The following is a 26,211-nucleotide window of genomic DNA, read 5'->3' on the forward strand; positions in this document are numbered from 1 at the left end:
ATGGCCTTCCCGCAGAAGACCAAGAAGACCGTCCTGGGCATCGGCGGCGTCGTGATCCTTGCCAGCCTGAATGCGCCCGCCGCGCTGGACTTCGTCGGCGAGCAGTACCACGCGTACAAGATCGCCCAGCCCGAGTACCGGGCCAAGTACGGCAGTTGGGCCCAGGTCGACATCCCCGAGCAGTACCGCACCAACGCGATCCACGCGGCGCTGCTGCACACCGGGAAGGTCCTCATCGTCGCCGGGTCCGGCAACGAGCAGAAGAAATTCGACGCCGGGTCCTTCGACACGGTGCTGTGGGACCCGAAGACCGACACCTTCAAGAAGATCCCCACCCCCGAGGATTTCTTCTGCTCCGGGCACGCCCAACTCCCCGACGGGCGGCTCCTGGTGGCGGGCGGCACGGCCCGCTACGAACTCCTCGACGGGGAGATCGACCGGGCCGCCGGCGGGATGCGCGTCAAGAACGAGAACCCCGACAAACCCATCGTCCTCAAGAAGGGCACCCGCTTCCGCTCGCCCGCAGGGGTCGAGTACGTCAGCAAGTTCGACGTCACCGTGCCCAAGGCCAAACGCGGCTTCAAGGTGACATACAACCGGCGCGGCGTCATGCAGCCCTGGCAGACGCAGGTCACCGCCAGCGAGGTCCGCGTCTTCGTCGAGGCCGCCGAGGGCGGGCCCATGTCCGTCACCGAGAAGCGGGCCCAGTACGAGATCGTCGGGCTCACCGGCAAGGACGCGGACAACACGTACGGGCTCAGCGAGAAGATCACCTTCGCCAAGCAGGACTTCCAGGGCATCCGCGCCGCCTACGAGTTCGACCCCCTCGCCGAGCGGTACATCCCCGTCGACCCGATGAAGAAGGCCCGCTGGTACCCGACCCTCGTCGGCCTCGACGACGGGCGTGTCCTCGCGGTCTCCGGGCTCGACGACGTCGGTGTGGTCGACCCCGGGGACAACGAGATCTACGACCCGCGCACGAAGAAGTGGACGCCGGGGCCCAAGCGGTACTTCCCGACGTATCCGGCGCTGTTCCTCACCAAGGGCGGGAAGTTGTTCTATCCCGCCTCCAACGCCGGGTACGGGCCCGCCGATCAGGGGCGGGAGCCGGGGATCTGGGACCTGAAGACCAACACGTTCCAGAAGGTGCCCGGCCTCAAGGACGCGGACGCGACGGAGACTTCGGCGTCCGTGCTGCTGCCGCCGGCGCAGGACCAGCGGGTGATGATCCTCGGCGGCGGGGGCGTGGGGGAGTCGAAGAAGGCGACGCCCCGGACGGCCGTGGTGGACCTCAAGGCGGACAACCCGGTGTTCAAGGAGGGCCCCAATCTGCCTCAGGGGACCCGGTACTTGAACAGCGTCATCATGCCGGACGACACCGTCTTCACCTCCAACGGCTCCTCCGACTACCGGGGGCGCAGCGCCAGCAACATCCTCAAGGCGCAGTTCTACGACCCCAAGGGCAACGTCTTCCGGGAGGCCGCCGAACCCGTCGTCGGCCGCAACTACCACTCCGAGGCCCTGCTGTTGCCCGACGGGCGGGTCGCCACGTTCGGCTCCGACCCGCTCTATGACGACCAACAGAACACGAAACTCGGGCACTTCGAGCAGCGCATGGAGGTCTTCACGCCGCCCGCGCTGCACAAGAACGGCAGGGACCGGCCCGTCCTCGACGACGGACCCGGGCTCCTGCCCGACGACCGCAAGGTCACCTACCGCACCGCACACCCCGAGCGGATCGTCTCCGCCCGGCTGATGCGGCCCAGCGCCGTCACCCACACCACCGACGTCGAACAGCGGTCCATCGCGCTGGAGTTGACGAAGGAGGGACGGGCCGTCACGTTCACCGTGCCGGACGATCCGGCGCTGGTGCCGCCCGGCTGGTACATGCTGTTCGCGACGGACGCGGCGGGGACACCGTCGGAGGCGAAGTGGATCCAGGTCAAGTGAGCGGCGTCCACTGCGAGTTGCTCTATCTGGAGTTGCGGGCCAGTTCCAGTGCGTACGTCGGCCACCACTGGCCCGCGTCCGGTCCGCCCTCGCACGTGCCGTCCGATTCACCCGGCCGTTTGATCCACAGGTAGGCATCCAGAGCGGGTTCCCCGGTTTCGGTGGTCGGCCGGGTGCCCAGGGCCCGCCCCGGAGGGTTGCACCACACCCCCGGGAGCGGGCCGTTGCCGTTGCGGCTGGTGTCCACCACGAAGTGTTTTCCGCCCAGTTGGGACGACAGGTCGAGGCCGTAGCGCTTCACCGCGTCGTCCGGCTGGAAGTTGGAGACGTTCAGGGCGAAGCCGTCGGCCGCGTCGACGCCGGACCGCTTCAGCGGCTCGACCAGCTTCCAGGGTTCGCGGATCCAGGAGGGGTTGCCGGCGTCCAAGTACACCTTCGTACCGGGCTGTTGCTTCAGCCGCGTGATCGCCGCCGCCAGCAACTGCTCGCGCTCGCCGTGGTACTCGCCCGGCGTACACCCGTCCACGATGTGCGCGACCGCGTCCGGCTCCAGGACCACCAGCGCCTTCGCGTCCCCGATCGCCGACGCGAACCTGCCGATCCACGCGAGGTAGGCGTCGCCGTCCGCCGCGCCGCCCGCCGAGTGCTGGCCGCAGTCGCGGTGGGGGATGTCGTACGCGACGAACAGCGCCGTACGGCTGTCGCGGGTCGCGGCCGTCGTCGCCGCGGTCACCGCCGGGCCGGGGTCGATCTCGCCGGCCGGCCACAGGGCCACGGGCTGGTCGGCGATCCTGCGCAGCAGCTCCGCGTCCGAGTTGCGGCCCTCGCGCTTCCACAGCTGGATCTGCCGGGCGGCATTGCTGTCGGGGTCGACCCAGAAGGCCTGGGCGCCGGCCCGCTTCTTCGGCGGCGCGGCGACCGACGCCTCCTCGGTCGTGGAGGAGGAGCAGGCGGCGGTGAGAGAGAGGACGACGAAGGCGACGAGTGCGTGGGCTGGACGGGACATGCCGCTCCCTGCGAACGAAGGTGGGGACCCTCGTTGCATAGCGTGTGAAAAGTGACGTACCAAGTCAAATCGCCGCCTGGTCCGGGAACTTCGCTCAGGAAGCCGTTTCCGGACCGGTGCGTGAGACGTGGCTGACCGGAATGTGACCGGCGGGTAGGGTCTGGTGCCGTGCCGAAGCCCCTCAGTCTCCCCTTCGACCCCATCGCCCGCGCGGACGAGCTCTGGAAGCAGCGGTGGGGGAGCGTGCCGTCCATGGCCGCGATCACGTCGATCATGCGGGCCCAGCAGATCCTGCTGGCCGAGGTCGACGCGGTGGTGAAGCCGTACGGGTTGACGTTCGCGCGCTACGAGGCCCTGGTCCTGCTGAACTTCTCCAGAGCCGGCGAACTGACCATGTCCAAGATCGGCGAACGCCTGATGGTCCACCCGACGTCGGTCACCAACACGGTCGACCGCCTGGTGAGATCCGGCCTGGTGGCCAAACGCCCCAACCCCAACGACGGCCGCGGCACCCTCGCGTCCATCACGGACAAGGGCCGTGAGGTGGTGGAGTCCGCCACCCGCGACCTCATGACGATGGACTTCGGCCTCGGCGTCTACGACGCGGAGGAGTGCGCGGAGATCTTCGCGATGCTGAGACCCCTGCGGGTGGCGTCGGGGGACTTCGAGGAGGAGTAACCGCCTCCGCACCCCGTTTCCCCGCAGCACGTTTCCCTCGTGAGGGTGACCGTCGTCCGCTCCGTCGGGCTTGAACGTTCATGCAGGGGGAGGGCGTGCCAGCCTGTGCGGCCTGACAGCGGGTCGACGACAGGAGACACCCCGTGACGAGGACGAAGACGCGCCGTGTGGTGCGCGGAGCGCTGGCGGGACTGCTGGCCGCCGCGACGACGCTGGGGATGCCGGGAACGGCGACCGCGAGCGCCATCGGCACGACCGCGATCGGGACGTTCAGCTACGAGCTGCGTGGTGCCGGTGTGAAGGTTCCCGTGGGGTGTTTCCTCACCCACCGCATCGATGGGGCCGGGCGGCGGATCACCGGTCAGCGCGCGGGAGTCGACTGTGTCGGCCTGGCCGCGGCCTTCTCCCGGTTCTGCAACTGGCGTATCGACTTCACCTACGCGGACACCGACGACCGTACGTATCTGACGTCCCGGGGTGCCACGCACACGGAGTGTGGTGCGGGGCTGCTGCGCAAGGGTGCCGCACGGACCTTGCCGAAGTACGGCAAGGCGTGTGCGCGGTTTCATGTCAACGGCAAGCTGCGGGCCATGCAGTGCCACTTCGTGACGCGGTGAGGTTCAGACCGCTGCCGGCTTCGTCGCCTGGTCGTCGACGACCAGCGGGGTGATCTCGCGGGTGATGCGGCGTTCGACGAAGAAGGCCGCCGTCGGGATGGTGCCGGCGAGGAGGACCCAGGCGAGGCGGGGGAGGGGGAACTTCGCCTTTGTGCCGAGGTCGAACGCGAAGATCAGGTAGACGATGTACAGCCAGCCGTGAGCGACGCCGACCACCGTCACGAAGCTGCCGAATCCGTCCAGGTCCAGCACTCGCTTGCCGATCACGCCGATCGTCAGCAGGACGAGGAGTACGGCGGTGACGTAGGCCATCACCCGGTAACGGGTCAAGACGCTCTTTTTCATGGCGTCGAGCGTAGCCGGTGGCCCTCACCCGCCCGCGCGCCGGGACCCCCTTGACTTGGCGATCTCTTTACCTCACGCCGTAGCCGCAGGCAGTCCGCCCAGCAGCAGCCGTGTGAACGTCCGCACCCACTGCTCGTCCGCCGGCTCCGCGCTCACCAGCGTCCGGTGGACGACCGCCCCGGCGACGACGTCGAAGATGAGGTCGACGGTCCGCGCGGACTCCGCCGGATCGGCCTCCGCCGGCAGCTCCCCGCGCGTCTGCGCCCGCGACCGCCCTTCGAGGACGAGCCGCTTCTGCCGCTCGACGATGGACCAGCGGATGCGTTCGCGCAGCGCGTCGTCCCGCGTGGACTCGGCGACGACGGCCATGAGCCCACTGCGTGCCTCCGGCCGCGCCAGGATCGCCGCGAACTGGAGTACCACCCCCTCGATGTCCGCCGTGAGGCTGCCTCGGTCCGGCAGGCGGAGTTCGTCGAAGAGTTCGGCCACCGCGTCGACGACCAGTTCGTTCTTGCCGGTCCAGCGGCGGTAGAGGGTTGTCTTCGCGACGCCCGCTCGGGTGGCCACGTCCCCCAGCGTGAGTTTGGACCAGCCCAGGTCCACCAGCGCCTCCCGCGTCGCGGCCAGGATCGCGGCGTCCGCGGTGGTGCTGCGTGGACGGCCCGGACGGGGGGCGGGGCTGCGGCTCTGCATCGGACGACCATAGCGGCCGTACGTAATTCGGTGGAGCCCTGTGAACGGGTGCGGTGAAGATGGTGGAGTCGTGAGGGAGATCACCGGGAAGGACTCCCGTGAGGGACACGGCGCGCATTACGCTACGGGTCGTAGCGAAAGCTCGGCAGGGGACCGGCGCAGCCCGCGACAGACGTACGCGAGCGGTGCGGGGACCGGAGGTCCGGACGGCACGCGGGGTGGGGACCCCGGCGTCGTACGGCGGACCGCTCGGGTTTTCGAGACCGGTGGACGCGTGCCCGCGAACCCGTCGGGGCAAACGCGGCCCCGGCGTAACGAGGTTCACGGACCGCTTTTCGCACAGGCGCCGGATCGGGGGAGGATAGGCGTATGCAGCCACGGAACATGTCCATGAGCGGAGTCGTCGACCTCGCCGCGGTGAAGGCGGCCCAGGAGGCCAAGTCGAAGGCGGAGCAGACGCGCGCCGAAACGGCCCGCCAGGGCGGCGCGGGGGCGATCTCCCCGGCCGACCTCGTGATCGACGTCGACGAGGCCGGGTTCGAGAGCCAGGTCATCCAGCGGTCCGCCGAGGTCGCGGTCGTCATCGACTTCTGGGCCGAGTGGTGCCAGCCCTGCAAGCAGCTCAGCCCGGTCCTGGAGCGCCTCGCGGTCGAGTACGACGGCCGCATCCTGCTCGCCAAGATCGACGTCGACGCCAACCAGATGCTGATGCAGCAGTTCGGCATCCAGGGCATCCCGGCCGTCTTCGCCGTGGTGGCCGGCCAGGCGCTCCCGCTCTTCCAGGGCGCCGCCCCCGAGGAGCAGATCCGCCAGACCCTGGACCAGTTGGTCCAGGTCGCCGAGGAGCGCTTCGGCATCACGGGCCTGACGGTCGACCCGGACGCGGAGCCCGGCGCGGCCCCCGAGGCGCCGGTCCAGGCCCCGGTCGGGCCGTACGACGCGCTGCTCGCCGCCGCCGTCGAGGCGCTGGACGCCGGGGACCTGGGCGGCGCCGTACGGGCGTACCAGAACGTGCTGGCCGACGACCCGGGCAACGAGGAGGCGAAACTCGGGCTCGCGCAGGCCGAGTTGCTCCAGCGCATCCAGGACCTCGACCCGCAGGCCGTACGCCGGGACGCGGCCGAGAAGCCGGGCGACGCGGCGGCCCAACTCGCCGCCGCCGACCTGGATCTGGTGGGCGGTCATGTCGAGGACGCGTTCGGGCGGCTCATCGAGACGGTCCGGCGCACGGTCGGTGACGACCGGGACGCCGTACGGGTCCGGCTGCTCGAACTCTTCGAGGTGATCGGTCCCGACGATCCCCGGGTCGCGGCGGCGAGGCGCGCGCTGGCCCGCGCGCTGTTCTGACCAGTCGCTAAACCTGCCGGTACCGAGGTACCGGAGGGAAAGTTCGGTCGGCTGGGCGCTTTTGCGGCCACGCTTTGCCAAATCTTGGTAAACGTGGCCGCTGTTACTTCCAGTAAGTCGAAGCCGTTGGTCTGCCGGATTCTGTCCCCCTGTCACATGTTTTGTCCTGGGCAGGGATGTCGCGCTCGGTCGTCGGTCGAGACCTGTGGGTCGTCGGACGGTTATCCGGCCGTTACTAGCCAGTAACGAACCCCCTTGTGCGGGCGGCGAGAATGCACCACGATCGGCGACGCTCGGTCCATTCCCGTTCCCCGGCAGCCGGTCGGGACACGGGCCTGATGGGTCCCCACCGGGCAGGGCCGACGGCGACGCCGACGGTCCTCAGGGCAGGGGGGTCTTCGCCTGCGGGTGGAGCCTGTCCGGCAAGGTTGCGCATGATGCGTGTCAGGCGCGACCGAGTGGTAGTCGCTCGGGGGTGATCGCCGGTGATCTCAGCGCGGTTCGCGCTTTCGAGCACAGGCGCTCCCCTTCCCGAGGACGTAGCACTTCTCCCATCCCTGCCTGGCCGAGTCGCCGTTCCACGGGGCTCGTCGGAGCGGGATGTACGTCCGAGAAGGAGGAAATGATGGAGTCCCAGGTGCGTGGCGGGACCAGATGGAAGCGGTTCGCTGTGGTGATGGTGCCCAGCGTCGCCGCCACGGCGTGCATAGGCGTGGCCCTCGCACAGGGCGCGCTCGCGGCGTCGTTCAGCGTTTCGGGCCAGTCGTTCAAGGTCACGGCCGACGTACTGGACGGTAAGGGCTTCAGCCAGTACGGCGCGGTCGACACGGGGTACACCCTTACCGGTCAGAAGGCCGCTCACCCGGTGGCGGTCTCGTCGTTCAAGTCGGCGACGATCAAGAACTTGTGCCAGTCGGTCGTGACCCCCGACATCCCGCTCGTCGGGTCGGTCACCCTGACGCTCAAGGCCGGTGACAGCGATGACAAGGAGCAGCAGGTTTCTGCTGACCGCTTGTTCATCGACGTCGAGGATCTGGAGACCACGAGCGCGACGTTCGGGCAGATCGATATCGGTGTTGCGGCCGGTGACACAGGTAACCCTGACAAGGGTGGCAAGAGCACCGGCATGAAGGGCGGCAAGGAGCAGGCCAATCCGTACGGCTTCGCTCAGCAGGCCGACACCGCCCTGCTGACCGGTGTGAAGCAGACGGCGTGGGCGACCACCGCCGGAACCTTCACGCTGCCCCATCTGAAGATGAAGCTTGCCCTCGGCTCGGGCCCCAAGGTCGAGTGCTACTAGGCGCGAGGTGACGGGCGGGAGTGCCATTCGGCCTCCCGCCTGTCTCGCTCTCCCGCCGAATTCACACTCCCCTCGCAAACGCGACACAACTTTCACCACAGCAAAGCCGCACCAGGGAGCTGTTTTCCATGAGCGCCATCTCTGCCGCCCCCGGCCTGTTCGCCCGAGGGAGGTCGCGGTTCAAGGTCTGGCGGGGCACCCGGCCGTTCTGGGCGGGCCTCTATGTCATGCTCAGCGGTTTTCCGATCATGTACTTCCCGTACGCGCACGTGCGGATCGGTCATCTGACGGTGGCGATGGCCACCACCGCGGGCGCCGGCTCCCTGATCATCGGGGTGCTCCTCGTCACCCTGGGGATCAGCCTCTGGTTCCAGCAGCACATCCGTACGTTCGCCGGTGTCGCCGCGATCCTGCTGGCCCTGGTCTCCCTCCCGGTCTCCAACTTCGGCGGCTTCGTGGTGGGCTTCCTGTTCGCGCTGTTCGGCGGCGCGATGGCCGTGTCGTGGGCGCCGGGCAAGCCGGCCGAGGCGTTGCCGGTCGAGGAGAGCGCGCCGGCCGTCGACGAGGCCCCGCAGGCGGTCGCGGAGGTGCCGGAGCCGCGCGGCGAGACCGGCGAGCCGAAGGACCTGTCAGGAACGAGCCCGGCCAACGGGGCGAACGGGAGGCGCAGTGCCGACTGACGAGGGCACCCACGGGGTGGACGCCGACGAGGCCCAGGAGAGAACCGGACCGCGCCACGCGGCCCCCAGGAAGCCGCTGTTCGCGCGGCTGCACGTGCCGGCGGGCAAGGCGATAGCCCTGGCCGCGATGCCGACGGTCCTCGTGGGGATGGGTCTCACGTCGACGCTCGCGCGGGCCGAGGGGCAGCAGCCGGTCTCCTCCTCGAACAGCATGACGGCCGAGGAGTACAAGGCGTGCGTCGCGGCCATGGCGAAGGACCCGGAGGCGTCGCCGTCGCCGTCCGCGAGCGAGTCCTCGAAGGACGAGACGAAGGACGAGAAGAAGGACGAGGCTTCCGGCAAGGACTCGGCGGCGTCGGATTCAGGTTCCGACGAGAAGAGTTCGGCCGAGCAGGGGGCCGGGGACAAGGGGTCCGGCGGTAAGGAGCCCTCGCCCTCGCCGTCCGCCTCCGACGGCAAGACCGAGGAACCCGGCGGTGGCGCCGCCGCCTCGCCGAGCCCGTCGCCGTCGGCCTCCGCCTCCGCTGCCGAGGAGTCCAAGGGGCTCCTGGAGTCCATCGGGGACGCGATCACGGACGTGTTCACCGGGGGCGACGGCAACGGCTCCACGCCGTCCGCGAGTCCGAGCCCGTCGGCCTCGCCGAGCGCGGACAGCGCTGCGGGTGCGGACAGCGCGGGCGCGAAGAAGGAGACGACGGAGAAGGCCGCCGACACTCCCGAGGACACCACGAAGGAGTCCCCGGCGGCAGGCGACGACAAGGCGTCCCCGTCGCCCTCGCCGTCCGCGAGCGGGTCGCCGGCGCCGGACTCCTCGGACTCCCCGGACGACGAGAAGAAGGACGACGCCTCCCCGAGCCCCTCGCCCAGCGCGAGCACGAACCTGGACGACTGCCCGGCGGCCACCGACGACGAGGTGGGCGGCATCGACAACAAGATGCGCCTGCCGGACGACCCCTGGTACCTCAACGCGAGCGGGCTCACCCTCAAGGGCGCCGACTACCAGGGCATCGTCAAGGTCAAGACCGCCAACGGCACCGTCAAGGAGGTGCTGAAGTACGTCATCTCCGACGGGACCGACATCGACGACCTGCACCAGACGGTGAACGACAAGCAGGCCGGCAAGACGTACCACGTCAAGGGTGCCAAGGGCTCCAAGTCCACGATCACCGGCGGCGACACGATCATGTACACCGAGAGCATCTCCGGCAACCTCTTCGGCCTGCTCCCGGTCACCTTCAGCCCCAAGAGCCCGCCCCCGCTGAACATCCCCTGGATCTACTTCAGCAATGTCAAGGTCGTCCAGGCCGGCCAGTTCGGCGGCACCTTGACCATCCCCGGGATGTCGCAGTCGATCACCTGATCCCCTGAACCCCTCCGGGAGCCGCACACGAGTGATGGCCCGGTTCTCCTCGATTTCGCCGGGGGAGCCGGGCCATCACTCTTTGTCAAGCTCATGATCATTTTGTAGAGGGCTGTTCACTTTTCAATTCTGTTTACATCCTTCACGGTTTCTCCATAGGGTCACTCTTGTTGCAGACATGACCACTCTGCGGCGTCATCGCGACGAGGGGGGCCTCGCACGTCATGCTCACGTTTCTCGACCGGCCACTGCGCAAGGCGGCCGGACTCATGGCCGTTCTGGCCGTGACCACGGCCGTCGTACTCACCACCGCCCGGACCGGACCCGCCGAAGAGACCACCGGCGCACCCCTGCTCCAGCAGGCCGCCGGAGCGGCGGGCGGCCTGTCTCCGCTGTTCGCGCGGGACAGGAACGGCCACCTGTGGGACTTCGAACCCACGGGGACCGGAGGCTTCGCCGCGCGCGTCGACCTCGGCGGCGGATACGCCGAGGCGACCGCCATGGCCCAGACCCGCATCTCGCAGAACGGCACCGGCACCGACCTCTACGCCGTACTCGACGACCGGCTCTACTACACCGCCGAGCGCGGCACCGACACCCGCGTCGTCAACCCCGGCTGGGGCGCGTACGACCTGATCGTGTCCGTCGGCGACATGGCCGGCACCACTCACCCCGACCTGCTGGCCCGGGGCAAGGACGGCCAGCTCTGGCTCCACCAGGGCAAGGCCGACGGGACCTTCCTGCCGCGCGTGCGGGTCGGCACCGGCTGGAACGGCATGGACGAGCTGACCGGACGCGGTGACTACACCGGCGACGGCAAGGCCGACCTCGTCGCCCGCTCCACCACCGGCGCGCTCTACATCTACCCGGGCACCGGCAACGCCACGGCCGACGCCGTCGTCGGCGCGCGCCTCACCGTTCCCGGGACGGGGTGGAAGGACTACCCCACGCTCGTCTCCGTCGGAGACAACACCGGCGACGGCAAGCCGGACCTCCTCGCCGTCGACAAGGCGGGCGGACTCTCGCTCCTCAAGGGCACCGGCACGGCCACGAGCCCCTTCGTCATGTACGCGAAGCTCGCCACGAGCGGCTGGACGTCCTACGACCTTTTCTTCTGACGCGCCTTCTTCTCTGGCAGAACGGCTGAGACTTCCTGATGCGTACTCACGCGCGCCGGGGCAGATGGTCGCGCCTCGTGACCGCGACCGCCCTGGCCACCGCCACCGCGATCGCCGTCACCGGCGGTCAACTCCCGGACACCGCACCCCAGAAGACCGCGGCCACCGCCGCAGCAGACGACGACCCCGGCATCCCCTTCGACCTCGAAGGCGCCGCACAGACCCGCAAGGACCAGTGCCTCCTCGGCGGAGTGCTCCGCAAGGGCGGCCCGGCGATGAAGGAGGTCGCCCGCACCGGCCTCGGTGGCAGCGTCGAACAACTGCGCACGGCCGCCGACGACGACTACTGGACCGACACCCCGCTCTCGACGGCCTTCGACAGGGACAAGGCCGCGGCCGACACCAAGCTGGACGAACTGTGGGGCCGACGCTCCGTCTGGCAGACGTCCTTGAACGTCCAGACCCAGCCCGAGGGATACGGCTACACCGGTTTCCGGTGGGTGGAGGACGAGGAGAACCCGTTCTACACCACCAAGCTGAGCGGGTGGGTCGCCGCCCAGTTCTGGCAGTCCGAGGGCAACTTCTACGAGGACCCGCACCCCACCGCGAACAAGGACTCGGTCGACGCGGCGACCGCGATCTACAACGCCCGCTACGACGAGAACGACCACGGTGACTACGAGGCCAACTCGGCATGGCGGCAGATGCAGTTCATGCATCCCGTGTACGCCGACGACGCGCGCCTCTTCCTCCAGTACGGAGGCTTCCCCACCACCGCGCCCGCCCCGGACTCGATGGAGTTCCGGATCGACGTCGAGAACCTCAAGGCGCGGTTCGCGTCCTGCGCGTACACCAACCCGCCGGACCCGTACAAGGCGCTGAAGACCGAACTCGCCGTCGCCGCCACCGAGTGGCAGGACGAACTGGCCGGACAGAAGACCCAGCGGGACACCATCCTGCGGGCCGAGTCCCGGGCGAACACCGACCTCGCCACGGCCTCCCAGGCGCTCGGCGAGGCCCTCGCCCAGTCGCTCATCGCCGACCGGCTCACCGACTGGCAGGCGTACTGGACCAGGCAGAAGCCGGCCGACCACCCCACCTCCTATCCGGAAGCGGTCGAGTTCACCAAGGTCAAGACGTGGATCGCGGACGCCAGGGGCCGCGCCTCGGGACGCCTCTTCGTCGCCTCCCGCGCGGCCCTGTCCGCGAAGACGCAGGCCGACCTCGTCACCAAGGCCCAGGACGAGGCGTACGCCATCGCCGACAGGGCCGGTCTGCCGCGCGGCCGGGGTCTCCTGTACGGCCAGCAGGCCGCGCAGGTCACCAAGGCGTCGGCCGCCGCGGTCGAGGCGGCGGCCAAGGCGACGGAGACCGCCTACCACGCCGCTCGCGCCTCCGCCGCCGACAGCAAGACCCTCAACGCCCTCGCCAACACCCAGGCCCACGCCACCAAGGCCGAGTTCCGCCGCAAGGCGGCCGAGGAGGCGCAGGCCCAGGCGAAGGCCGCCGCCGAAGGCGCCGCCGCCCACGCCACCGAGGCCGCCCGGCGCGCCTCCGAGGCCAAGGCCGCCGAGAACAGGGCGAAGGCCGCCGAACAGACCGCCGAGGCCGCCGCCGACGACGCGAAGGCGAAGCGCCAGAAGGCCGAGGCCGAACGGGACTACGCGGCCTCCCAGAAGAACCTGGCGGAGGCCGAGCGCAAGAAGGCCCAGGACGCGGAGGGCCGGGCGCAGACGCAGCGGCAGGTGGCGGCGGAGCAACTCGCCGCAGCGCAGGCCGCGGGCCGTACGACCGCTGAGAAGAAGGACGGCGCGCTCGCCCAGGAGGGCAAGGCCAGGAAGGCCCGGGACGCCGCGCTGGCCGCCGAGACCCGCCGCGACACCCTGGTCGCGAAGGCCGAGGCCGCCGAGGCACTGCTCGCCGCCGTCGACGGCACCACCGACGCCATCGAGGCCCGGCAGGCCGCCGTCAAGGCGCGCGGCGCCGCCGACCGGGCGACCGCCGCCGCGACAGCGGCCCGCAGCGCGGCGGACGACGCCACCGAGGCCGCGACCGAGGCGCGAGCCGCCGCCACTCGTGCCGAGGGTGCGCACCGCAGGGCCCAGGCCGCCGCCGACGGAGCCAAGGCCGACGTGGCCGTCACCGGCGCCGCCGTACAGAAGGCCCACGCCGCGGCGGCCGACGCCATCGACGCGGCCGAGGCCGCCAAGTGGAACGCGACCACCGCGAAGGCACAGGCGCAGACCGCCCAGAAGGCGGCCGAGAAGGCCAAGGCCGATGCCGTGGTGGCCCGTTCCGAGGCACGCCTCGCGGGAGCCGACGCCGTCCGTACCGCCGGCCACGCCTACGCCACCGCGCAGGCCGCCGCAGCCGCGCGCGACTCGGCGGCACAGGTCGTCAAACCCGCCAACGACGCCATCGAACTCGGCTCGCCCTACGCGGAGACCGACTCCTCGGCGGGGCTGGCCGTACTGACCGGGCAGGCCGCGAAGACGGCCGCCGAACAGCAGCGGGCACTGGCCCAGGCGAAGGCCGCGCAGGCCGCCAAGGCGGCGGCCGAGGCCAAGGCACTGGCCGCCAAGGCCGACGCCGACGCCAAGGCAGCCGCTCAAGCGGCGGCGGGCGCCGCCGAGTACGCCGCGAACGCGATCCGCTCCGCTGCGGCTGCGCAGACGTCGGCGAACGCGGCCGACACCTCCGCGAAGGCCGCCCAGAAGGCCGAGGCCGACACCGTCGCCCACCACGAGCGGGCCACCGCGGACGCCGCCGCCGCGCAGCAGGCCGCCGACACGGCCGGGGAACACGCCTCCCAGGCGGACGCCTCGGCCACCGAGGCCGAGCGGGACGCGGCCGGCGCCCGCAGCGCCGCCGACGCGGCCGAGAACGACGCCTCCACCGCGCGCGGCGTCGCCGACCGGGCGGAACGGGACGCCACGACCGCCGAGACCGCCGCCGCGAACGCCCGCAATCTCGCCGTCGAAGCCGCCTACGCCGCCGTGCGCGCCGAGCAGGTGGACTTCGAGGCCGCGCAGGAACGGCAGCGCACCGGGGACGGCGGCGGTACCGGAGTCGACGGCGTCGTCATGAAGCCCAGCGACGACACCCGGGTCGACATCGATCCCAAGAGCGACTGCGTGGGGACACACAGCGGCTCCGGGATCGGCTGCGAGATCGACCTCCAGTTCCACATCTACGGCGAGATGGACTTCTACCTGGAGTCCTGCCCCCTGCCGGGCGTGGACCGGGCCAAGTGCGGCAAGGCGCTCCAGCGGGACTACCTGATGAGTTCCCCGCTGGACGTCACCTTCCGCGAGAACGACGTCCACGTCGACGGTCTCGAACTCACCGCCTCCGTCCTCAAGGCCATCGCCACCGGCGCCGTCGCCGACATCGTCGGCTGCTGGAACCGGAAGATCAGCAGCTGCGCGTGGCTGGCGGGGAGCATCATCCTGCCCACGGTGCTGATGAAGGGCGTGCAGGCGGCGTTCGCCGTACGCACCGCGATGCGGGACGGGGCGCGGATCACCACCGCGCTGTGGGGCCTCAAGGGGTCCGGCCTCGTGGCCTCGGCCGTCGCGCGGCTCGAACAGCTCGGTACGCGGGCCCTGTTGGCGCGGTGCTTCCCGGCCGGTACGAAGGTCGCCACCGCCGACGGGGCCAAGCGCATCGAGGACGTCGAGGTCGGCGACCTCGTCTGGTCCCTCGACCAGGCGACCAGCCGCAAGTCCCTCCAGCGGGTCGCGAAACTCTTCGAGCGCACCGTCGACCAGCTGATCCGGGTCCGCACCGACTCCGGCCAGGTCGAGGCCTCCGACACCCACCGCTTCTGGGTGACCGACCGGGGGTGGGTCGAGGCTCGTGACCTCAGGGCGGGCGACACCTTCGAGACCCGAACCGGCACAACGGACCGAGTCCTCGGCACGTCCGTCGTACCGGGCCACGTCAAGGTCTACAACTTCGAGGTCGAGCGGGCCCACACGTACTACGTGTACGCGGGGGACACGCCGGTCCTGGTGCACAACGAGTGCGTCGACGACCTGCTCAGGGACCTGGTGCGGGACGGGGACCACATCGTGCTCGGGGTGAACCCGTTCTCGGACGGCCTCGCCGGTCAACTGAGCGGCTCTGCCCGGACGTTCAACGGAAAGGCATTCGGAGCGGAGTTGACGGAGGACAGAGGAATGGGGGTGCGTGCCCTCTGGACCGTCGGTGTCGAACGTGCGGTGGCCAACCCCAATGTCGAACTGGCGGTGACCCTGGACGGTGTGGAGGGGGCAAGGACGGCGGACGAGGCGCTGGAGGCGCTTCTCCAGCGAGGGGAGAAGATCAAGCCGGGTGACTGGGCGACCGTGCAGTCCAGCGGGTATGGCACGGCGTGGGAGATGACCAAGCTGCGTACGGCAGTGCGGACCGGGGACCGGGAATGGAGCTCGATCACCTGGTACATGAACGACGGGAAAGAGTTCGTGAAGGTCTACCCGCAGAAGTTCCGGCTCCCCAACGGCGAGCCGATACCGGAGTGACGGGAAGAGAGGGCGCAGGCATGACGGATCTTGTCCGCGAGGGTCGGCTGTTTCGTGTCGTGGGATTCAATCCGTCGCACCGGCAGCTCTACCTCGCCAGTGAGGCGCTGGCGATCGACCGGACCACGACGCGGGTCGAGGTGTACATCGGGCATGTCGAGCTGATGCTTCTCAAGCCCTTCTACCGGGACGGCGTTCATGTCCGGCGGGCCTCTCCCGAGGAGTTCGCCGTTCTGCGGGAGCGGCACAGGCTTGAGGCGGCCGACGCCGAGTACACCTGGATGCTGGAGCCCGACGGAGACAGCTTCGTCGTCGGCGGGAGACCGAGCTGGCGGGAGGCCGAGTACGAGGCGATGGGCGATCGGGAGGCTCTGTACGACGCCTCTCTGCCCTGGCCGCCCGAGTTCCCCGCACAGTGGGGGACCGTCGGCTGAAACCGCTGAGGGCGCCCCCTGTCCAACAGGGAGCGCCCTCAGCGTCGTTCAGGCCGGACTCACTCCGTCGAGCCGCCCGCGATGTGGTGGACGCGGAGCATGTTCGTCGTGCCGGGGACGCCGGGAGGGGAGCCCGCCGTGATGATGACCGTGTCGCCGGGGGTGAAGCGGTTGATCTTCGCGATCTCCTGGTCGACCATCTCGACCATTTCGTCGGTGGAGTTGACGAAGGGGACCACGTGGGACTCCACGCCCCAGCTCAGCGTGAGCTGGTTGCGGGTGTTCTCGTCCGTGGTGAAGGCGATGATCGGCTGCTGGGCGCGGTAGCGGGACAGACGGCGCGCCGTGTCGCCGGACTGCGTAAAGGCGACCAGGCCACGGCCACCGAGGAAGTCGGCGATCTCGCAGGCCGCACGGGCGATCGAACCGCCCTGCGTACGCGGCTTCTTGCCGGGGACGAGCGGCTGAAGACCCTTGGAGAGCAGCTCCTGCTCGGCCGCCGTGACGATCTTCGACATCGTCTTGACGGTCTCGATCGGGTACGCGCCGACGGAGGACTCCGCGGACAGCATGACCGCGTCCGCCCCGTCGAGGATCGCGTTGGCGACGTCGGACGCCTCCGCGCGCGTCGGACGGGAGTTGGTGATCATCGACTCCATCATCTGGGTCGCCACGATCACCGGCTTGGCGTTGCGGCGGCACAGCTCGATGAGGCGCTTCTGCACCATCGGGACCTTTTCGAGCGGGTACTCGACGGCCAGGTCGCCGCGGGCCACCATGACGGCGTCGAACGCCATCACGACGTCCTCCATGTTCTCCACCGCCTGCGGCTTCTCCACCTTGGCGATGACGGGGACCCGGCGGCCCTCCTCGTCCATCACGCGGTGGACGTCCTCGACGTCCTTCGCGTCCCGGACGAAGGACAGCGCGACCATGTCGCAGCCCATGCGCAGCGCGAACCGCAGGTCCTCGATGTCCTTCTCGGACAGCGCGGGCACGTTCACCGCGGCGCCCGGCAGGTTGATGCCCTTGTGGTCGGAGATGACGCCGCCCTCGACGACGGTCGTGCGGACCCGGGGCCCGTCCACCGCGAGGACCTTCAGCTCGACGTTGCCGTCGTTGATGAGGATCTGGTCGCCCGGCGCCACGTCACCCGGCAGGCCCTTGTACGTCGTACCGCAGATCGTCTTGTCGCCCGGGACGTCCTCGGCGGTGATGGTGAACTCATCACCGCGCACCAGCTCGACGGGGCCCTCGGCGAAGGTCTCCAGGCGGATCTTGGGGCCCTGGAGGTCGGCGAGGACGCCGATCGCCCGGCCGGCCTCCTTGGAGGCGGCGCGGACCCGGTCGTACCGGCCCTGGTGCTCGGCGTGGGAGCCGTGGCTGAAGTTGAAGCGGGCCACGTTCATGCCGGCCTCGATCAGCGACACCAGCTGGTCGTGGGAGTCGACCGCGGGGCCGAGAGTACAGACGATTTTCGAACGGCGCATGAGTCGATCCTATCGGTTTGTTTCGCTACGGAATATTCCGTCTGGCGGAATGTACAAATGGGCGGGTTCGCGCTCAGTTGTCAGACGCCGGATTTCTCGGACCGGCCCCGACCAGTGCGTACGTCTGGCTCGCTATCTCCAGTTCCTCGTCCGTCGGCACGACGGCCACCGCCACCCGCGCGCCCTCCGGCGAGATCAGCCGCGCCGCACCGCTGCGTACGGCGTTGCGCGCCGGGTCCACCGCGAGGCCGAGCCCCTCCAGGCCCGCCAGCGCCGCTGCCCGCACCTCCGCCGTGTTCTCCCCGACCCCGGCCGTGAACGCGACCGCGTCGACCTTTCCGAGCACCGCGTAATACGCCCCGATGTATTTCCGCAGCCGGTGGACGTAGATCTCGAAGGCGAGTTCCGCCGCCTTGTCGCCCTCGTCGACCCGCCGCCGGATCTCCCGCATGTCGTTGTCGCCGCAGAGCCCGACGAGCCCGCTCCTCTTGTTGAGGAGAGTGTCGATGTCGTCCGTGGACATTCCGCCAACCCGCGCCAAATGGAAGATGACGGCGGGGTCCAGGTCACCGGAACGCGTACCCATCACGAGCCCCTCCAAAGGCGTCAGCCCCATCGAGGTGTCCACGCACCGGCCCCCGCGCACGGCCGACGCCGACGCCCCGTTGCCCAGGTGCAGCACGATCACGTTCACCTCCTCCGGCGCCTTCCCCAGCAGCTCCGCCGTCGCCCGGGACACGTACGCGTGCGACGTGCCGTGGAAGCCGTACCGGCGGATGCGGTACTCGTCCGCCGTCGCCACGTCGATCGCGTACCGGGCCGCCGACTCCGGCATCGTCGTGTGGAACGCTGTGTCGAACACGGCGACCTGCGGGAGGTCGGGGCGCAGCGCCTGGGCCGTGCGGATGCCCGTCAGGTTCGCCGGGTTGTGCAGCGGGGCGACCGGGATGAGGCGCTCGATCTCCGCGAGGACGGCGTCGTCGATCACGGTCGGCTTCGTGAACGTCTGGCCGCCGTGCACCACCCGGTGGCCGATCGCCGCCAGCTCGGGGGAGTCGAGGCCCAGGCCGTCCGCCGCCAGCTCCTCGGCGACGGACTTCAGCGCCGCCCCGTGGTCGGGGATCGGGCCCGTGCGCTCGCGCGTGACGTCGGTCGTCAGGTCCGTGTGCTTCAGGCGGGACGTCTCCTCGCCGATCCGCTCGACCAGGCCCGTCGCGAGACGGCTGCCGTCGGCCATGTCGAGGAGCTGGTACTTGACCGACGACGAGCCGGAGTTGAGGACGAGGACGCGGGTCGCGGTCACTGGGCTGCCTTCTCTGCGAGCGGGGTCTGGGCCTGGATGGCCGTGATGGCGACGGTGTTGACGATGTCCTGGACCAGCGCGCCCCGGGACAGGTCGTTGACCGGCTTGCGCAGCCCCTGGAGGACCGGCCCGACCGCGATCGCGCCGGCCGACCGCTGCACCGCCTTGTACGTGTTGTTCCCGGTGTTGAGGTCCGGGAAGATCAGCACCGTCGCCTGCCCCGCCACCTCCGAGCCGGGCAGCTTGGTCGCCGCGACCGACGGCTCCACCGCCGCGTCGTACTGGATCGGCCCCTCGATCTTCAGGTCGGGACGGCGCGAGCGCACCAGCTCGGTCGCCTCGCGGACCTTGTCGACGTCCGCGCCCGAACCCGACGTCCCCGTCGAGTACGACAGCATCGCGATCCGCGGCTCCACCCCGAACTGGCCCGCCGTCGCCGCTGCCTGGATCGCGATGTCCGCGAGCTGCTCCGCGTCCGGGTCCGGGTTGACCGCGCAGTCGCCGTACACGAGGACCTTGTCGGCGAGGCACATGAAGAACACCGACGACACGATCGAGGCGTCCGGCTTGGTCTTGATGATCTCGAAGGACGGGCGGATCGTCGCCGCCGTGGAGTGGACCGAGCCGGAGACCATGCCGTCGGCCAGGCCCTCCTTCACCATCAGGGTGCCGAAGTAGTTGACGTCCGAGACGACGTCGTACGCCAGCTCGACCGTGACGCCCTTGTGTGCGCGCAGGGACGCGTACGTCTCGGCGAAGGTGTCGCGCAGCTCGCTCGACGCCGGGTCGATCAGCTGGGCGTCGCCGAGGTCGATGCCCAGGTCGGCGGCCTTCTTGCGGATCTGGTCGACCGGGCCGAGGAGCGTCAGGTCGCACACCGAGCGGCGCAGCAGGACCTCCGCCGCGTGCAGGACGCGCGCCTCCGTGCCCTCCGGGAGGACGACGCGGCGGCGGTCCGAGCGGGCCTGCTCCAGGAGCTTGTGCTCGAACATCATCGGCGTGACGCGGTCGCTGCTCGGAGCCGATACGCGGGTGAGCAGGTCGGCGGTGTCGACGTACCGCTCGAACAGGCCCAGCGCCGTCTCCGCCTTGCGCGGGGTCGCCGCGCCCAGCTTGCCCTCCAGGGAGAAGAGTTGCTCGGCGGTCGGGAAGCTGGTGCCCCGCACGGACAGCACCGGCGTCCCGGGCGCGAGGCGGGCGGCCAGCGTGAGGATGTGCTCGTCCGGCACCTCGTCCAGCGTCAGCACCACCCCCGCGATCGGCGGGGTCCCGGCGCTGTGCGCGGCCAGCGCGCCGACGACCAGGTCCGCGCGGTCCCCCGGCGTCACCACCAGGCACCCCGGGGTCAGGGCCGCCAGGAAGTTCGGCAGCATCGCGCCGCCGAAGACGAAACCGAGCGCATCCCGAGCGAGCCCCGAGTCGTCGCCGAGCAGGACCCGCGCGCCCAGCGCGTGCTGCACCTGGGAGACCGTCGGAGCCGAGAGGGCCGGCTCGTCCGGCAGGACGTGACACGGCACCGGGAGCCTGTTCGCGAGGCGGTCCGCTATCTCGTCCCGGTCCTCGCGGGCCACCCGGTTGACGACCATCGCCAGCACGTCGCAGCCCAGGCTGTCGTACGCGCGGAACGCGTTGTGGGTCTCCGCGCGCACCGACTCCGCGGTCTGCCGCCGGCCGCCGACCACCGGGATCACCGACGCCCCGAACTCGTTCGCCAGGCGGGCGTTCAGCGACAGCTCGTCCGGGAACTGGGTGTCCGCGTAGTCCGTGCCGAGGACCAGGACGACGTCGTACTCCCGCGCGACCTTGTGGAAACGGTCGACCAGCGTCGACACCAGCTCGTCCGTGCCCCGCTCGGCCTGGAGCGTCGACGCCTCGTGGTAGTCCATGCCGTACACCGACGACGCGTCCTGCGCCAGGCGGTAGCGGGCGCGCAGGAGCTCGAAGAGGCGGTCCGGGCCGTCGTGGACCAGCGGGCGGAAGACGCCCACGCGGTCGACCTGGCGGGTCAGCAGCTCCATGACCCCCAACTCGACGACCTGGCGGCCGTCGCCGCGGTCGATCCCGGTCACGTACACGCTGCGCGTCACCCGTCGTCTCCGTTTCCTGTCGATCTCGTGCTGTTGTGAGGGGATCGTTCCGAGCGGCCCGATCGGTTCACGAAGAGTCACCCACACAGGTGAGCAGAACCCTCTTGACAATACCCTCGGGCCTGGATAAGGCGCCCGCCAGTCCCTGGAGGGACACAGCGGCATGAAAGAATCGAAGAAGGCTCACACACCCCGACAGCGAGCAGGAGACACAGCACGATGCGCATCGGAGTTCTCACAGCGGGCGGCGACTGCCCCGGCCTGAACGCAGTGATCCGGTCGGTCGTGCACCGGGCGATCGACAACTACGGCGACGAGGTCATCGGCTTCGAGGACGGCTACTCCGGCCTCCTCGACGGCCGCTACCGCGCCCTCGACCTGGAGTCCGTCAGCGGCATCCTCGCGCTCGGCGGCACCATCCTCGGCTCGTCCCGCCTGGAGCGCGACCGCCTGCGCGAGGCGTGCGAGAACGCCTCCGACATGATCCACGAGTTCGGCATCGACGCGCTCATCCCGATCGGCGGCGAGGGCACCCTCACGGCCGCGCGCATGCTCTCCGACGCCGGCCTGCCCGTCGTCGGCGTACCCAAAACCATCGACAACGACATCTCCGCCACCGACCGCACCTTCGGCTTCGACACGGCCGTCGGCGTCGCCACCGAGGCGATGGACCGGCTCAAGACCACCGCCGAGTCCCACCAGCGCGTCATGGTCGTCGAGGTCATGGGCCGGCACGCCGGGTGGATCGCCCTCGAATCCGGCATGGCCGCCGGCGCGCACGGCATCTGCCTGCCCGAGCGCCCCTTCGACCCCGCCGACCTCGTCAAACTGGTCGAGGAACGCTTCGCGCGCGGCAAGAAGTTCGCCGTCATCTGCGTCGCCGAGGGCGCGCACCCCGCCGAGGGCTCCATGGACTACGGCAAGGGCGCGATCGACCAGTTCGGCCACGAGCGCTTCCAGGGCATCGGTACGGCGCTCGCGCGCGAGCTGGAGCGCCGGCTCGGCAAGGAGGCCCGGCCGGTGATCCTCGGCCACGTCCAGCGCGGGGGCACCCCCACCGCGTACGACCGTGTCCTCGCCACCCGCTTCGGCTGGCACGCCGTCGAGGCCGCCCACCGGGGGGAGTTCGGCCGCATGACCGCCCTGCGCGGCACCGACATCGTCATGGTCCCGTTCGTCGAGGCCGTCACCGAGCTGAAGCGCGTCCCCGTCGAGCGGATGGACGAGGCCGAGTCGGTCTTCTAGGCGCCGGTTCCGGGCAGGCTTCCTTCATGGACGCTCTGTACGAAGCCGGCGGCACCCTCGACGAACACGCCCGCGCGCGCCTTCTGGCCCCCAACTTCTGGCACCTCGCCACGGTCGGGCCCGATGGCGCGCCCCAAGTCTCGCCGATGTGGGCGGACTTGGTGGACGACCAGGTGGTCGTCAACACGTCCATCGGACGGGTGAAGGAACGCAACCTCCGCCGTAATCCGTGGGTTTCGCTCTCCCACCACGATCCGCAGAATCCGTACGACCGGGTCGAGATCCGGGGGCGGGTCGTGCGGTTCGTGGAGGGGGAGGAGGCGGAGCGGGGGATGGATCGGCTCACTCAGAAGTATCTGGGGGTGGAGCGGTATCCGTGGTTGATGGCGGGGGAGCGGCGGGTGGTCCTCGTCATCGAGCCGGTGCGGGTGCGGCACGTTGTGGGGGTGGAGCCGTTTTCGGCGGGGTCAGGGGGATAGGTCGGTGGCTTGGGCGCGGGCTTGGGCGGCATCGGCGGGGGAGTTGGCCAGGGTGTAGGCCTCGGCGGCTTCCAGGAGGAGGGCGCGTGCGTCGACGGCCGGGCTGACCTCGGCCAGGGCTTCGAGGGTGAAGCCGACCCAGTACCAGTTCTCGAACTCCCGGTAGATCTCCAGCGCTTCGGTGTACGACTCGATCGCTTCCTCGGTCCGTCCGGCGTCGCCCAGGCTGTCACCGAGGTAGCGGAGAGCCAGTGCCGTACCCACTCGGTCCGCGGCAGCCCGGAACAGTTCATGGGACCGGACGTGGGCGTCGATCGCTTCGTCCGTCCGGCCGCTCCTCCGGAGGGAGTTGCCGACGTTGACCAATGCTCTGGCCTCACCGAGGAGGTCCCCGTCGGCCTGGAGCAGATCCCTCGCCTTCATGCCGGCGTCGAGAGCTTCCTCGTTCCGGCCGGCCTCGTCGAGTGCCGCGCTGAGGTTGGTCCATGTCATGGCGATGGCGTGGCGTTCCCCGTCGTCCTGGAACAGGTGGAGCGAGCGGGTGTGGGCGTCGACCGACTCCTCGAACCGGCCGGTCCAGAACAGGCCGGTGCCGAGGATTCCCCACGCGAAGGCCTCGGCGTAGGGGGCCCTCATACGCTGTGCGGCTTCCTGCGCGGCCCGGCTCACAGCGATCATGTCCTCGTAGTACCGCCGCCAGTCGAGGTACGTCCACAGCAACCAGGCCAGTTCCACCACCTGGATCGCAGACTGTTCCTCGCGGGACCACTCCGCCACCGCGACGAGTCCCGCGCGTTCGCTGTCGCACCACGCGAGAGCCTCCTCCCGGCTCCCCAGCAACTCGGGTACGTCCTTCCCCGGCTGCCACTTGAGCCAGGCATCGGCTGCCCCCAACCACCGTGTGTAGTACGCCAGAAGCCGCTCCCGAGCCGGCCCCGCCTCCCCCTCCCTCACCACCCCCACCCCGAACGCCCGCACCAGGTCGTGCACCCGCCACCGGTCGGCCTGCCCCTCGACCACGGAGACCAGACACCGCGCCGCGAGATCCTCCAGCAGACCGGTCACCGTCCTGGCGGAGAGGTCGGCAAGGGCTGCGACGGACTCCGTTCCGGTCTCCGCTCCTGGTGCCAGGCACAACAGCCGCAGCAGGCGGGCGAGTTTAGGTGACAGGCGGCGGTACGAGGTCTCAAGTACCGGGCGCAGGACGAGGGAACGGCCGTAGAGGTCCGTGCCGGGGCTCGCGTTGTCGAGGACGGTCGTCGCGTCGCCGGTCTCGCGGATCTCGGTCACCAGGGACGCGATGTCCCGGCGTCGGCGCCGACGGAGCATCGCCGCCGCGATCTGGAGCGCCAGCGGCAAGTGGCCGCACAGATCGGCGAGTTCGCGGAGTTGCTGCGGCTCGCGTTGGGGGCGGTCGTCGCGTTCGTCCGTCGTGTGGAGGGCCCGGGTGATGAGGGTGACGGAGTCGTCCGGGGGCAGGGTTTCCAGGTCGATCAGGCGGAGGGGGAGGGAGTCGGGGCGGTCGCGGGAGGTGATGAGGATGCGGTGGTGGGCGGTGCTCGGGAGGAGGGGGAGGTACTGCGCCGGGTCCGAGGCGTTGTCCAGGATCAGGAGGGTTCGATCGTCGCGGGTCGCCAACAGGTCGGCATACAGGTCGTGTTGGCGCTCCGGCGTCGGTGGGAGGTCCTGGCCTTGTACGCCCAGTGCGTCGAGCAGCGCCAGGATCGCCTGGTCCGCCGTGACCGGGTCGTCGTCGTAGCCCCGTAGGTCTACGAACAGGGTCCCTCCGGGGAACCAGCCGTCGCCCCGGGCTTGGTGGGCCGCCTCGACCGCCAGGGCCGTCTTGCCGATGCCTCCCATGCCTGTGACCGCGAAGATCAGGACCGGGTGCGACGCCGAGTCCGGTGCCAAGTGGGGGAGGAGGCGGGCCAGTTCGGTGGTGCGGCCGGTGAAGCCTGGTGGGCGGGGTGGGAGGGTCGTGGTCGCTCGGGGGACCGGGCCGTGTTTACGGGGTGCCGGTCTGCTTTCCGATGACGGGGCCGTTGAAGGTGCCGCCGCTGAAGTCGATGTGGTCGCCGCCGTACGTGTGGCCTCCGCTTTTGGGGCCCTCCTGGGTTGTACGCGGCTGGTGCTTGCGCAGGATCGCGATCGCTACCTTCGCCGCCTGTTCCGCCGCGCGTTTCTGGGAACCCGAGGCGTCTGCTTTGTGCTTGTCCGGGTTCGCGAAGTCGCTGATGCCTCGGATCACCAGGGCGTCCAACTGGCCGCTGAGGTGGGCCGCGTGGGAGGCGCCGGAGCCTTCCATCTCGATGGCGTAGGCGTCGTTGTAGGAGCGGCGGATGCGGGCGGCGAAGTCGGAGCGCTGGTCCGCGAGGACCACGTCGCCGCAGGCGATCGGCTTGCGGTGGCCCCGTACCTCCGGGCTCAGGTCCCGCAGCGCCGAGCGGGCCGCCTGGACCAGGGCGTGGGAGCCGTGCCAGCTCTCCGGGCGTTCCAGGTGGCCCTCGGGGGTGATTTTGCCGCCCTGGACGGCGTACACCTTCGTCCCCACGACCACGTCGCCGAGCTCCAGGTCGTCCTTCAGGCCCCCCGCCACGCCCACGAACAGGAGTGCCTCGGGGTGGAGTTCGGTGATGATCTGCTTCGCGAGGATCGCCGTCGTGAGGGCGCCCTCGCCGAGTTCCGCGACGGCGAGGGTCCAGTCGGTGCCATCAAGTCGGCCTTGTTCCAGGCGAGTTCCATCGGGCAACGTGATTTCCGTCGGCTCCCCGAGGTACGGGTGCACGGCGTCGTACTCGACGGGCAGGGCGGTGAGGATCACGGCTGTGTGCGGCACGCCTTTAAGGTACTGCCAAGTCGTCGGGGGAATGGGGTAGGACGGGAATGTCGGAACAAGACGTCAGCGCGGGGCAGTTGCTGCTCGCGGAGTACGAGAGCATCAAGGACGAGCAGAAGGCCCGGATCGGGTTCCGGGACAACCTGCTGTACGTGACCCTGACCGTCGTCGCGGCGGTCATCGCGGCGGCGGCTCAGGCCAAGCGGGGCGAGATGCTGCTCGCGTTGCCGCCGGTGTGCGTGGTGCTGGGATGGACGTACCTCGTCAACGACGAGAAGATCTCGGCGATCGGCCGGTATGTACGGGAGGAGTTGGCGCCCCGGCTCTCCGAACTTGCGGTGCCCGGTGGGGGGTTCACCGCATTCGGGTGGGAGGTCGCGCATCGGGGGGACAGGCGGCGGAAGTCCCGTAAGCGGGTTCAACTGGCCGTGGATCTCCTGGCGTTCTGCGTCGTACCGCTTGCCGCGCTGGTGGTGTTCTGGGTGGGGGCCGGTGGGCAGCCGATGCTGGTGGTGCTGTCGGGGGTGGAGGCGTTGACTGTGGTGGGGTTGGGGGCTCAGGTCGTGGCGTACGCGCGGTGAGCGTGGGTGAGCGGTCGTACGGTGGGGATCACGCGGATTTTCGGGGTGGGGTGTTTTTGGGGGAGACCATCGGTGTGCAGGTTGTCGTGCCGCCGGGGGAGGTTGTGGAGGCGGCTGCCGCCTTGCCGGGGAGGGTGGT

General features: G+C 70.1%; 21 protein-coding genes. 13 read left to right on the top strand and 8 right to left on the bottom strand.

Going from position 1 to position 26,211, the window contains the following annotated elements:
- Positions 1-1,950, top strand: a complete 1,950-nt coding sequence (gene glxA / locus J8M50_RS32900; protein WP_010353250.1) for a radical copper oxidase GlxA — start codon at positions 1-3, stop codon at positions 1,948-1,950.
- A gap of 22 nt (positions 1,951-1,972) precedes the next feature.
- On the opposite strand, the gene J8M50_RS32905 is transcribed toward glxA, so the two are convergent.
- On the bottom strand, positions 1,973-2,956 hold the full coding sequence (locus J8M50_RS32905; RefSeq protein ID WP_010353249.1) for a glycoside hydrolase family 6 protein: 984 nt from the start codon (positions 2,954-2,956) through the stop codon (positions 1,973-1,975).
- Between the two features lie 168 nt (positions 2,957-3,124).
- Here J8M50_RS32905 and J8M50_RS32910 point away from each other — a divergent pair, with 168 nt between their 5' ends.
- Both J8M50_RS32910 and J8M50_RS32915 read left to right on the top strand, forming a co-directional pair.
- On the top strand, positions 3,125-3,634 hold the full coding sequence (locus J8M50_RS32910; protein ID WP_010353248.1) for a MarR family winged helix-turn-helix transcriptional regulator: 510 nt from the start codon (positions 3,125-3,127) through the stop codon (positions 3,632-3,634).
- Positions 3,635-3,777: 143 nt separating this feature from the next.
- Positions 3,778-4,251: a hypothetical protein gene (locus J8M50_RS32915; protein ID WP_010353247.1), complete on the top strand. Its 474-nt coding sequence runs from the start codon at positions 3,778-3,780 to the stop codon at positions 4,249-4,251.
- 3 nt (positions 4,252-4,254) lie between these two features.
- On the opposite strand, the gene J8M50_RS32920 is transcribed toward J8M50_RS32915, so the two are convergent.
- Entirely contained in the window at positions 4,255-4,596 is a 342-nt protein-coding gene (locus J8M50_RS32920; protein WP_029183792.1) for a DUF3817 domain-containing protein, read from the bottom strand.
- A gap of 72 nt (positions 4,597-4,668) precedes the next feature.
- On the bottom strand, positions 4,669-5,289 hold the full coding sequence (locus J8M50_RS32925) for a TetR/AcrR family transcriptional regulator (RefSeq protein WP_010353245.1): 621 nt from the start codon (positions 5,287-5,289) through the stop codon (positions 4,669-4,671).
- A 369-nt stretch (positions 5,290-5,658) separates the two neighbouring features.
- Between J8M50_RS32925 and J8M50_RS32930 the strand changes: the two genes are divergently transcribed.
- From J8M50_RS32930 to J8M50_RS32960, 7 genes are all read left to right on the top strand, one after another.
- Entirely contained in the window at positions 5,659-6,636 is a 978-nt protein-coding gene (locus tag J8M50_RS32930; RefSeq protein ID WP_010353244.1) for a tetratricopeptide repeat protein, read from the top strand.
- 625 nt (positions 6,637-7,261) lie between these two features.
- The gene (locus J8M50_RS32935; RefSeq protein WP_010353243.1) at positions 7,262-7,936 is read left to right on the top strand and encodes a DUF6230 family protein; all 675 of its coding nucleotides are present in this window, start codon (positions 7,262-7,264) and stop codon (positions 7,934-7,936) included.
- 128 nt (positions 7,937-8,064) lie between these two features.
- Positions 8,065-8,616: a DUF6114 domain-containing protein gene (locus J8M50_RS32940; RefSeq protein WP_010353242.1), complete on the top strand. Its 552-nt coding sequence runs from the start codon at positions 8,065-8,067 to the stop codon at positions 8,614-8,616.
- On the top strand, positions 8,606-9,976 hold the full coding sequence (locus J8M50_RS32945; protein WP_010353241.1) for a hypothetical protein: 1,371 nt from the start codon (positions 8,606-8,608) through the stop codon (positions 9,974-9,976). The genes J8M50_RS32940 and J8M50_RS32945 overlap by 11 nt, the downstream gene beginning before the upstream one ends.
- 224 nt (positions 9,977-10,200) lie before the next feature.
- Complete coding sequence (locus tag J8M50_RS32950) at positions 10,201-11,094, top strand: FG-GAP repeat domain-containing protein (protein WP_010353240.1); 894 nt, start codon at positions 10,201-10,203, stop codon at positions 11,092-11,094.
- A 77-nt stretch (positions 11,095-11,171) separates the two neighbouring features.
- Positions 11,172-15,617 (top strand): polymorphic toxin type 27 domain-containing protein, encoded by a 4,446-nt coding sequence (locus J8M50_RS49820; protein ID WP_059045532.1) that lies wholly within the window; start codon positions 11,172-11,174, stop codon positions 15,615-15,617.
- 20 nt (positions 15,618-15,637) lie between these two features.
- Positions 15,638-16,051 (top strand): hypothetical protein, encoded by a 414-nt coding sequence (locus J8M50_RS32960; protein WP_010358164.1) that lies wholly within the window; start codon positions 15,638-15,640, stop codon positions 16,049-16,051.
- Positions 16,052-16,110: 59 nt separating this feature from the next.
- Here the strand turns inward: J8M50_RS32960 and pyk are convergent, their stop codons facing one another.
- The 3 genes from pyk to pta all read right to left on the bottom strand — a co-directional run bounded on the left by pyk (position 16,111) and on the right by pta (position 20,931).
- On the bottom strand, positions 16,111-17,541 hold the full coding sequence (gene pyk, locus J8M50_RS32965; protein ID WP_010358166.1) for a pyruvate kinase: 1,431 nt from the start codon (positions 17,539-17,541) through the stop codon (positions 16,111-16,113).
- Between the two features lie 73 nt (positions 17,542-17,614).
- Positions 17,615-18,844, bottom strand: a complete 1,230-nt coding sequence (locus J8M50_RS32970; RefSeq protein WP_010358168.1) for an acetate kinase — start codon at positions 18,842-18,844, stop codon at positions 17,615-17,617.
- Positions 18,841-20,931 (bottom strand): phosphate acetyltransferase, encoded by a 2,091-nt coding sequence (gene pta / locus J8M50_RS32975; protein WP_010358170.1) that lies wholly within the window; start codon positions 20,929-20,931, stop codon positions 18,841-18,843. Before pta ends, J8M50_RS32970 begins: the two co-directional genes overlap by 4 nt.
- Before the next feature lie 219 nt (positions 20,932-21,150).
- On the opposite strand from pta, the gene J8M50_RS32980 reads away from it, so the two are divergent.
- Together J8M50_RS32980 and J8M50_RS32985 are read left to right on the top strand one after the other, a co-directional pair.
- Complete coding sequence (locus J8M50_RS32980) at positions 21,151-22,176, top strand: ATP-dependent 6-phosphofructokinase (RefSeq protein ID WP_010358171.1); 1,026 nt, start codon at positions 21,151-21,153, stop codon at positions 22,174-22,176.
- A 26-nt stretch (positions 22,177-22,202) separates the two neighbouring features.
- Positions 22,203-22,655, top strand: coding sequence for a PPOX class F420-dependent oxidoreductase (locus tag J8M50_RS32985; protein WP_010358172.1), 453 nt, complete (start codon positions 22,203-22,205; stop codon positions 22,653-22,655).
- Here the strand turns inward: J8M50_RS32985 and J8M50_RS32990 are convergent.
- Complete coding sequence (locus J8M50_RS32990) at positions 22,644-24,566, bottom strand: tetratricopeptide repeat protein (RefSeq protein ID WP_010358173.1); 1,923 nt, start codon at positions 24,564-24,566, stop codon at positions 22,644-22,646. The two genes, J8M50_RS32985 and J8M50_RS32990, sit on opposite strands and share 12 nt — an antisense overlap.
- Positions 24,567-24,660: 94 nt before the next feature.
- On the bottom strand, positions 24,661-25,491 hold the full coding sequence (locus J8M50_RS32995; protein ID WP_010358174.1) for a 5'-methylthioadenosine/S-adenosylhomocysteine nucleosidase: 831 nt from the start codon (positions 25,489-25,491) through the stop codon (positions 24,661-24,663).
- 47 nt (positions 25,492-25,538) lie between these two features.
- On the opposite strand from J8M50_RS32995, the gene J8M50_RS33000 reads away from it, so the two are divergent.
- The gene (locus J8M50_RS33000) at positions 25,539-26,072 is read left to right on the top strand and encodes a hypothetical protein (protein WP_010358175.1); all 534 of its coding nucleotides are present in this window, start codon (positions 25,539-25,541) and stop codon (positions 26,070-26,072) included.
- Positions 26,073-26,211: the final 139 nt, after the last annotated feature.

Origin of the sequence: Streptomyces acidiscabies, assembly GCF_020010905.1 — a bacterium.
In the GTDB taxonomy this organism is placed as follows: domain Bacteria; phylum Actinomycetota; class Actinomycetes; order Streptomycetales; family Streptomycetaceae; genus Streptomyces; species Streptomyces acidiscabies.